Source organism: Acidaminococcus sp. CAG:542 (assembly GCF_000437815.1).
Taxonomy (GTDB): domain Bacteria; phylum Bacillota; class Negativicutes; order Acidaminococcales; family Acidaminococcaceae; genus Acidaminococcus.
This window is the reverse complement of the sequence record NZ_FR902027.1, coordinates 1-9368: the sequence shown is the minus strand read 5'-3', so window position 1 is coordinate 9368 and position 9368 is coordinate 1. Positions and strand designations below refer to the sequence as shown.

The 9368-nt window shown below is 50.5% G+C and carries 6 protein-coding genes; all 6 read left to right on the top strand.

Annotated elements, in window-relative coordinates:
- The first annotated feature begins 99 nt into the window (after positions 1–99).
- The 6 genes from QVO43_RS10100 (at position 100) to QVO43_RS01525 (ending at position 9025) form a co-directional block, all read left to right on the top strand.
- The gene (locus QVO43_RS10100) at positions 100–756 is read left to right on the top strand and encodes an Ada metal-binding domain-containing protein (protein ID WP_022486858.1); all 657 of its coding nucleotides are present in this window, start codon (positions 100–102) and stop codon (positions 754–756) included.
- A 328-nt stretch (positions 757–1084) separates the two neighbouring features.
- On the top strand, positions 1085–2935 hold the full coding sequence (gene zorA, locus QVO43_RS01545; protein WP_022486857.1) for an anti-phage ZorAB system protein ZorA: 1851 nt from the start codon (positions 1085–1087) through the stop codon (positions 2933–2935).
- Positions 2936–2947: 12 nt separating this feature from the next.
- On the top strand, positions 2948–3655 hold the full coding sequence (locus QVO43_RS01540; RefSeq protein ID WP_022486856.1) for an OmpA/MotB family protein: 708 nt from the start codon (positions 2948–2950) through the stop codon (positions 3653–3655).
- A gap of 79 nt (positions 3656–3734) precedes the next feature.
- Positions 3735–5051, top strand: a complete 1317-nt coding sequence (locus QVO43_RS01535; protein WP_288174305.1) for an EH signature domain-containing protein — start codon at positions 3735–3737, stop codon at positions 5049–5051.
- Positions 5052–5181: 130 nt separating this feature from the next.
- On the top strand, positions 5182–7974 hold the full coding sequence (locus tag QVO43_RS01530) for a DEAD/DEAH box helicase (protein WP_288174304.1): 2793 nt from the start codon (positions 5182–5184) through the stop codon (positions 7972–7974).
- Between the two features lie 373 nt (positions 7975–8347).
- Entirely contained in the window at positions 8348–9025 is a 678-nt protein-coding gene (locus QVO43_RS01525; RefSeq protein ID WP_022486853.1) for a hypothetical protein, read from the top strand.
- Positions 9026–9368: the final 343 nt, after the last annotated feature.

The window sequence follows — 9368 nt, the reverse complement described above, 5'->3', positions numbered from 1 at the left end:
TGAGCATCTGGCATCCAAAACGATGAACGACATTCTGTCCCCAAATCCTCCCATCTCTTCTGTTATACTGGAAACAGGAGAAGAAAAGAGGTGGAACAGATGCTGATTTACAGTAAGAAGCAAAGGATATCCCGTAAAATATACCATCTGCAGCAATGCCCTTTTTGCAGCCGCATCCAGAAAGATCATACAGGATATTTCTATACAGAAGAGGAAGCCCTGGCACAGGGATACAGGCCCTGCAAACGGTGCCATCCATACCAGAGCCCAGTGGCTCTTTACGAAAAAGACAAAAAGCATGTGGATGGCCTGTGCCATTCTTTTGGGTTCCAGTGTCAGGTACAGGGGAATGATCTGTTGATCACCAACCCTTTGGAAGCCTGGCTGCTTACCTTTTCTTCCCGTTTGCGGAAAATCCTGATTTATCATGAAAGCTGCCGGCGCTTCTGTACCCTTGTGCAGCGGGAAGAACTGATCCGTGGGTTCCATCGCCAGCCCTGGGAGTTCCATTCCATTGCCGAAACGCTGTTCCTTATCCACCGCCACTTGCAGAACTATATCACCGGTTCTGGAATTCCTGCATACAAAAAAGACGCTGCCCAGCGTCTGCTGAAGGAACCTCTGCAGAAAAATGACAGGTTCCGGAAAAAGAACCGCAAAAATCACCAGAAAAAACTGGCCAAAAAGGCCCGGATGCATCAGGAAACAAAACATGTGTTGTACTTGATCCAGCAGTTGAAATGTATGGAACCCTAGGGCCTGCGGCACGCCCCTACGGCGTTGGGGTCGGGATGTTGTTTGTACGGTCAGTTGGACGGGGATATCGGAGAACCCCGTTGTTCTCGGCCGCTTGACAGCGACGGTGTAGGGGCTACCCGCAGGGGAGCCCGCCCCGGCCGCCGGGGGTCATAGGTTCAACGGCAAATGGGCCACATTTGCCATCCATAAGTTCCTGCCCTGCTGCTTTATGACCATAAACAAGAACAATTACAAAAATAATGGAATGAGAGACGAAATGTATATTTCAGTGTATAATAAGAACATATACAGTGATAAACAATAAAATGAAGGTGAGGAAATTTTCATGGGGAATTGGCTGTCTTGGATTTCAGATTTTTTCTATTTATTATTTATTATAGGTGCAGGTTTCTGTTTTCGGTGGTTTTTTAGAATCAGTAAAGCTGGTTCTTCTGTGGAACAGATTATTTCTGTTTTGCAGAATTATTCTCGGGAATCCATCAGGGAAAATTACGGCAATCTTCAGGCAGAAATGGGGCAGGCCCCGTATGATTCGATTTGGAAGAAATTTGAACGGACGCTGTTCAAAAGCAAAGCAGAAGGGGTGCTGATGACCCAGGATCCGGAGGCTTTTTACAATGATCAGACTTTGTTGGACAATCTGCCTCTGGACCTGTTCCGTGCCATGCCGGGAATTTTTACCGGCTTGGGGCTTTTGGGGACTTTTGTCGGGATTACCGCAGGGATCAGCGGCATCGACCTGGGCAATGTGGAAACCATGAAAAGCGGGATTGAAGTCCTGCTCAGCGGGACGAAAACGGCGTTCCTGACTTCTGTGGTCGGACTTCTCCTGGCACTGGTGTACAACCTTGTTGACACCTGGATTTACCGTCCTTACACCAAAAAACTGGCCACTCTGATCGATCAGCTCAATACCCTTTTCCCTTCCAAGAGTCTGGAAGAATTCCTGTCTCATCAGGCGGAACAGGCGGAAGAACAGACGGATGCCATGCGGGAACTGAATGGGGAACTGGTGGGCCGTCTGGAAGACATGTTTGTAAAGCTCAGCCAGAGCATTGATGTGGCGCTGAAAAACAACTTGACGGAATCTTTTACCCAAAGCCTGGAACCGGTTTTCCAGGATTTGAACCAGTCCATTGACAAACTGGGCAGCAGCGCCGGGGATACCCTGTCCAAATCCATTGAACAGGGGGCCGGGGACCAGATCCAGGGTCTGGCCGTGACCCTTCAGGATTTCCAGGGGAAAATGGGCAATATGATGGAAGTCTCTGAACGGCTGAATGCGGAAAATACCGCCCGGCTTCAGGGGTCTGTAGAGATGATGGTGACCAAGCTGAACGAAGCCATGGACGCCAATATCCAGAAACAGGCCACTACCAGCGATGCCAGCCAGGCGGCTATGAAGCAGTTGGTGGAAGAGATGAACACCAACCTGAAAGCAGCTCTGGATCAGATGGTGGAAGCTGGCCGGACAGCCAACCAGGCCTTGCTCCAGACTACGGAAGCCACCAAGGGAACCATCCAGGAGATTACAGACACCATGAGCCAGAGCACCCGGACCCAGAGGGACGAAATGATCCAGGTGACAGCGAATATGAAAGAATCTGTTTTGGAAGTGCTGAAACAGCTCCAGACCGATATGCAGGAACGGAACCGTACCATGGATTCTTACATGGCCGGGCTGAAGGAAATGCTGGGGCACAACCGGGAAATCATGGCTTCGGCAGGGAAAACTGCGGACAAATTTGCCCAGGCCAGCACGCCCATGCAGAAAGTGGCGGATACCTTGGGCAGCCAGCTGAACCTGGTGGTCAGCGCCAGCAATCAGTTCAACAGCCATGTGGACCAGAATGTCCAGAAACTGGTCCTGGCCAGCCAGAGCAGTCAGAAAGATCTGGAACTGATCAGGGATTCCATGAGTACCATGCGCAGCGCCTGGGAAAACTATCAGCAGACTTTCCAGGGGGTAAGCCGGGAAATGCGGGAAGCTACGGATACGTTGGCACGAACTCTGGAGCAGTACAATACTTCTACCAGCAAATGGCTGTCTGAAACTCTTGGCCAGTACGACAAGAGCATCAAAGAGGCCATGAATTCTGTGTCCACCATTAACCAGAGTCTGAGTGATTCCATCCAGGATCTGTCCGATGCCATGGACAAGAACAGACGGCACTAAGGAGAAACCTGAATGTGGAAGAAAAAGAAAGAAGAAAAAGCCCAACAGAGCGGTGATGCTTTTACCACTTCTGTCAGTGACCTGATGGCAGGGCTCCTGAGTATCTTTATCCTGGCTCTGTGCTATTTCATGCTGAATTTCCAGACGGTGACCAACAAATATACCGGGAATACGGAATTGCGGAATCAGCTGCTGAAGGATGTGGGGAAGGACCTCCAGGCCCAAGGCCTCCAGGTGCGGATTGATACCAAGCAGGGGGTGCTGCGGATCCCGGAAAGTGTGCTGTTTGAATCTGGGGAAGCCAGTATCAAAGAACAGGGGCAGGCAGCGGTCAGCAAGCTGAGCCAGTCCCTGCTGAAAACCATGACCCGGCCGGAATATCGGGAAGCCCTGGAAACGGTCTTTATCGAAGGCCATACGGACAATGTGCCCATCCACAACGAATTTTTCCAATCCAACTGGGAGCTTTCCACCCAGCGGGCCATCAACACCTGGAATTTGATGCGGAACGATGTACCGGAATTCAACTGGCTGGTGAATCCCCGGGGAGAACCTATCTTCTCCTGTTCTGGCTATGCGGAAACCCGGCCTGTCCGGGAAAATGGTCTGGATCCCAATTCAGAGGCGGGACGGGCCGCCAATCGGCGGATCGATATCCGGTTTGTTATGATGCCGCCCCAGGATCCTGGGGAAAAGCCTTCCGGAGGCAGCCATGGATAAGTCGTTGCTGCACAGCCTGGAACGGCTGAAATCTTTCAAAATCCGCCTGCCTGATGTATGTCTGCATCCAGGCAGGCCCGTGGAACTGGAAAAATGGATAAAAAAGACCGTATCCAGCTCCTGCAGCCGGCCAGCCCTGGATCCGGTGACCATGGAAGAGCTGTATGCCAAGGTGAAAAATCAGGAAAAGAACCGGAAAGTGGTGCTGGACTTGAGACGGGAAATCCCTTTTCTGCCGGTGCTGCTCACCCGGGACAGGAAGGAAAAACCCCGCTTTTATGAAGTACTGCTCCAGGACATCCTGCAGGCCATAGGGAATGGGGTTCGTCGTTCCGTCCGGCGGAATACCTTCCGGAATCTGGTATTTGCTTATTTTACTGTATACGGACAGTCATACAAGGGAGAACGGCTGCAGAAATGCATTTCTCTTTTCCTTCAGAAAGACCCAGAACTGTTGAAATCGGTGCTGTATCTCCGGAACCGGAAGCAACTGCTGAAACCCAATGGCCATAAGCTGTTGACCCGGGAAATCCAGAACCGGCGGAGTTTCCATAAAGCATTGGCAGAATTCTGCTGGCCGGTGAACCTGTGGTATGGGGCATTTGCCCAGTGGGCTGTCAAGGATTTTTTTCAGCTGGAGGAAGAGGACGACTGGGATGACCTGTTCGGCGTATTGAAAGAAATCTGTGAGGACAAGGCCTGTGAGAATATGGTCCCTTTTGCTGCCGAAAAGATGATTTACCTGACGGACCGGTCCGGTGACGGAAATCGGGAAAAAGAAGTACGGATCCTGCTGTTACAGGCGCTGGGAGATCCCCGGGACCCGGGGTCCAGTCTGAACTGGGTGGATGTGGATGAAAAGGCCCAGGAGATTTTCCTGGCCTGGCTGAAAAAGAACGATCTGAACCTGTTCTTTACCATTATTTCCAAGACAGTACGGCAGGTTGCCACATCGGAAAACATGTGGAAATACCGTAAAAGTTTTTGGGAAAAATATCTGGATGCCATGTACTATACCAGGGTATTTCTGGGGCCCGAAGCAGAACAGATTGCCAGGCAGATGGATTTGGCCAAACAGGGTATGGGCTTTGGACGGTTGAACGGTTCCGGAGATTCCCTGAGAAGTCTGCTGATGTTCAGTATTGGGGATTACGTTTTTATTGAGGCCAGCCACAATGGCAAACTGAGAGTTTGGAAAAGAGGAAAAGAGCCTCTGCCTTTTTATCAGGCAAAATATACGTATAAAGGATTTTCTTATACGGACGTTACACAGGCTTCCAATATTGAGGAAGAATTCGTCCATTCCAGTTCAGAAACCGGTTCCTGGCAGCGGAAGGTCAATGACTGGGTGCGGAGACACTGCGGGGTACGGCCCAAAGAAAGCCGATGGAGGTAGAATAATGACCAACTTCCGTTTTTGGACAGCACAAGAGAACGGATATTTTTACCCTTGTGTTCCAACTGAATCTACAGGAGATTGGCCGCTGATACAGGGACAATTGGAAATCCTGGCTTCTGAAGGAAAAGTGGAGGAGAAAACAGATGGATTCCTGCTGCCCCATGGACAGGCTGTGGAACTAGATCCGGAAATTTCAGAAATCCTGGAACTGCCGGATTGTTTTCCTTATGCCATCACTCTCCGCAGCCATGGCAGTCTGGGTTCTCCTTCCTTCCGCTACGAGCTGGAATACCAGCGATCAGACGGGACTCCTTTTTATGGAATCAAGGTGTTGGGGTCTTATGTGGAACTGAACCGGGAAACCTGTTACCGGTTCAGCAGGGACCAGTATGAATTGGTGAACCTGGTGGAAGAAAGCAACCGGGAAAGCCAGCAGATTAAGAACAGAGGGGAACTGAGCCAGTACAATACCCTCCAACTGGCTCGAATCAAAGAGAGAGCGAAAAAAATCCACGCCACCCTGGACCGGTTCATGGAACGGCAGAAAATCGTTACAGCGGATAAACTTTCTGTGCGATTGGAAAAAAATCCGGACGGATCCTTTTCCGTACTGCCGGTGCTGCTTCGGAAAGATGGGGATTCCTATACCCGGATGGAAGCCGATTCTCTGGAGCAGGGATTCCGGAGCAATCCGTACAATACCGGAAAAATCTATGGACCGGACAAGACCCAGTATGTTTTTACTCCGGAACAGGAAGAAGGCATCCGGCAGATGCGCCGGTGTCAGCGGCTGTCTCCGGAGGCGGCCCGGCAGGTAGCAGAACACCCTCGGGAAATCTTTGGTTCAGATGCTTTCGATTTTGATCTGGGAGTCTATGGGGACCGGGTGGTCTCCATTGGAGAATTTCTGGCTCCAGATTTGCCTTTTTCCCTGAGTTCCGGGCGGAACTGGCTGCCTCCGGAAGGAACCGGCATGAAAGCTGCCGATAACCGGGAAAAATCCGGGGACCATTATGCCAGCCTTGCGCTGGATGAAAAAGATTATCCGGAACTGTTCCTGAAGGTCAGCGATGCTCTGGACCGGGGAGAAAAACGAATTGTTGTTGGAGACCAGGAAGTTGAACTGACACCGGGTTTTCTGGACTATGTGGACCAGCTTAAGGTAAAGGCTGGGGAAAAGCAAGAGAAACAGAACCAGGAACCGGAAGCCGCTGGTGAAAAGAAAAAAGAAGCGTCTCTCCAGATCCAGGAGAATTTTCTTTCCCAGGAATATCGTTCCAGGAAAGCGGCACGGGAGAAACGGCTGGGGTCCAACCGGCTGGGGGATTATCTGGGTCAGGGCCTGAAACCAGGCATCCGTCCCATGCCTCACCAACAGGTGGGAATGGAGCAGCTGGCGGCCTGCTGGGAACATGGCTGTCATGGAGTCCTGCTGGCGGATGATATGGGGCTGGGGAAAACGCTCCAGGCTTTTGGATTCCTGGCAGCCCTGAAAAAAGCCTATGGAAACAGTGCCATGGCATCGGTACTGATTGTGGCCCCGGTTTCTCTGCTTCAGAACTGGATGGAAGAGTACAGGAAATTTGTGGCAGAAGGGTTGTTTGATGGAATTGTACCCATGTATGGGAGCGAACTGAAGAAACACTGGGCCAGGAATCCGGACGGGAGCCGCTGTTATTTCCGGCCCCCGGACCCCAATCTGAAAGAAGTTTCCATGTTGGATTTTCAGGACCGGGAAAATCGGATCGATTACAGTCGGAACCATCTGATTCTGACCACCTATGAAACCCTTCGGGAACTGCAGCTTTCTTTTGGACGGGTGGCCTGGAGTGTCATGATCCTGGATGAAGCCCAGAAAATCAAGAATCCGGCCACCCGGACTTCTGTTGCGGCACGGGCCATGAACTGCGATTTTGGACTGGCACTGACAGGGACTCCTGTGGAAAATTCCTGGACGGATCTGTGGACCATTATGGATTTTGTGGAACCAGGCAAATTGGAATCTCTGAAAGATTTCAACAGTCATTATCAGCATCAGCTGCAGAATGTGGAAAACAAGGGGGAACTGTTGAAAGAACTGGGTGACCAGCTGCGGAAGAATCTGGATCCCTGTTTTATCCGGCGGCTGAAAGAAGATGTAAATCTGGGGCTGCCTGCCAAAGAAATCCTCCGGTTCAAGGATCCCATGCCGGAAGAACAGCGGAAACTGTATGGGGAAGTAGTCCGGGAAGCACGGGAAGGGCAGGGAGAAAAATCCATCACCATGCTCCAGGCCATTGCCCGGCTCCGGGATATTTCTCTCTGTCCCAGTCTTGGAGCCGGCGGGAATGTAAAGAAATATACTTTGGGTGATCCGGAGCATTTCTTTGGCTCCTCTGCCAGACTGATGCGGACAAGGACAATCCTGGATGAAGTGAGAGAAAAAGGGGAAAAAGCCCTGATCTTTGTGGAAAGCCGAAAAATTCAGCTGCTGCTCCGGACTTTTCTGGAACAAATCTACAAAATCCAGGTGCAGCCTCCCATTAACGGGACCACACAGGCTGTGGCCCGGCAGAAAATGGTGGACCAGTTCAATCGGGCACCGGGGTTCCAGGTGCTGCTGCTGTCTCCGGAGGCTGCCGGTGTGGGGCTGAACATCACCGGGGCCAATCATGTAATCCATCTCAGCCGCTGCTGGAACCCGGCCAAAGAAGACCAGGCCACGGACCGGGCTTACCGGATCGGCCAGAAAAAAGCGGTAACCGTCTATCTTCCCATGGCTGTGGATACGGACTTTCCGGAAGACGCATCCTTTGATCTGAACCTGGATGCTCTGCTCCAGTACAAGCGGGATTTGAGCCGAAGCGCCCTGTATCCTACAGAAGCCAGTGAAGAAAATGCTGTAGCCATGCTGAAACGGATTGAAGAGGCGGCAGGGTGAAAAGCGGCGGCCGGGAAGGGCGGGCCTTCGGCTCGCTTTTACGCCGTTATAATCGAACGCTCGATCTAACGGTCACAGGAACGGAATCTTCGATAACCTCATTTCTGTGATTTTCCGTTAGACCAATTGACTCCAATATGGTAGGGGCTATCCTCAAGGGAGCCTGTCCCGACCGCCCAGGGGTCTTACGTTCAAAAGCAGATGGGCTGCATCTGGTATCCAGAACGACTAATGATGAACCATTCTCCAATCTCTCAATTAGTCTTATATTTTACCCATAAATTTTGGTATGATGAATAAAGAGAAAATCCATGATTGATATGGGATACACAATCATGAACACAGCAGGGGAAACTTATGGGGAGGAAGAAAAATGGTAAAAAGGTTTATTGCATTCTGTCTGTTATTACTGCTGAGTTGCACAGTGGTGCAGGCTGAGCCGGAATCCCGCTGGAAATGGTATTATTCTTCTGATCGGGTGGGCATGTACTTTGATACCCAGACTCTTCACTATGACGCTTCTAAACGAGCTGCCGATGTATGGACCAAGAATTTGAATGTGAATGGGGAAAAAATCGGGGAAGTCCACAAGTTTTTATTTTTGGAAGAGGGCGCTGCTGCCAATGTCCAATATGTCTATTACAGGAATGGATACCCTTCCGTTCACAATGTAAAAAAAGTCTATATCCAACAGGTGGCACCGGATTCTCCCAATGAAGCACTTGCCAATGGCATTGCCAACTACTTGAACGTGAAGCCTATGTACCCAGGTGGAGAAAACCGGTGGAAATGGATCGGGGCAACGGATACATACAGCTTGTATTTGGCAACTGACTGTGGGAAATATTATCCTGAAAAAGACTGGTATGCAGTATGGATCAAGAGAGTGTATCTGAGCGGATATGCTTATAAGGATCGCTATTATTGCCGTTTTTCCAAAAATCAGATTGCCACACGATATGGGCGGGCCAGAAATCCAATTCCGGAAAGTGATGATGAGAAAATTTATAATGCGGCCAAAGAACTCCAGGCAACGGGGAAATCTATATAAGGAAAATTCATAGAAGGTCTTAAACTAAGGGATACAGGCTGCCTATTTGTCAGAATATGTTCTGCTGGGAGCTTTGGGAATCCCCGATCATACAGTCAAACTGTTTATGAAGAATCTTCTGGGTTGCCGGATTCCTTTTATCACTGCAATCTGGAATGAATGGGCCAATCGGAATCTGGTGGTATACCATGGTCCATCTTCCGTATCAGATGCGGCATTTTGCATTAAGATTACGGCTTATAACAAAGGGTTCCCGAATTCCCGATGAATCTGCCGCGGCAGAAGTTTCTGAATGAAATACCCTCCCAGGCCACGGACGGGCGGGCCTGCGGCCCGCCCCTAC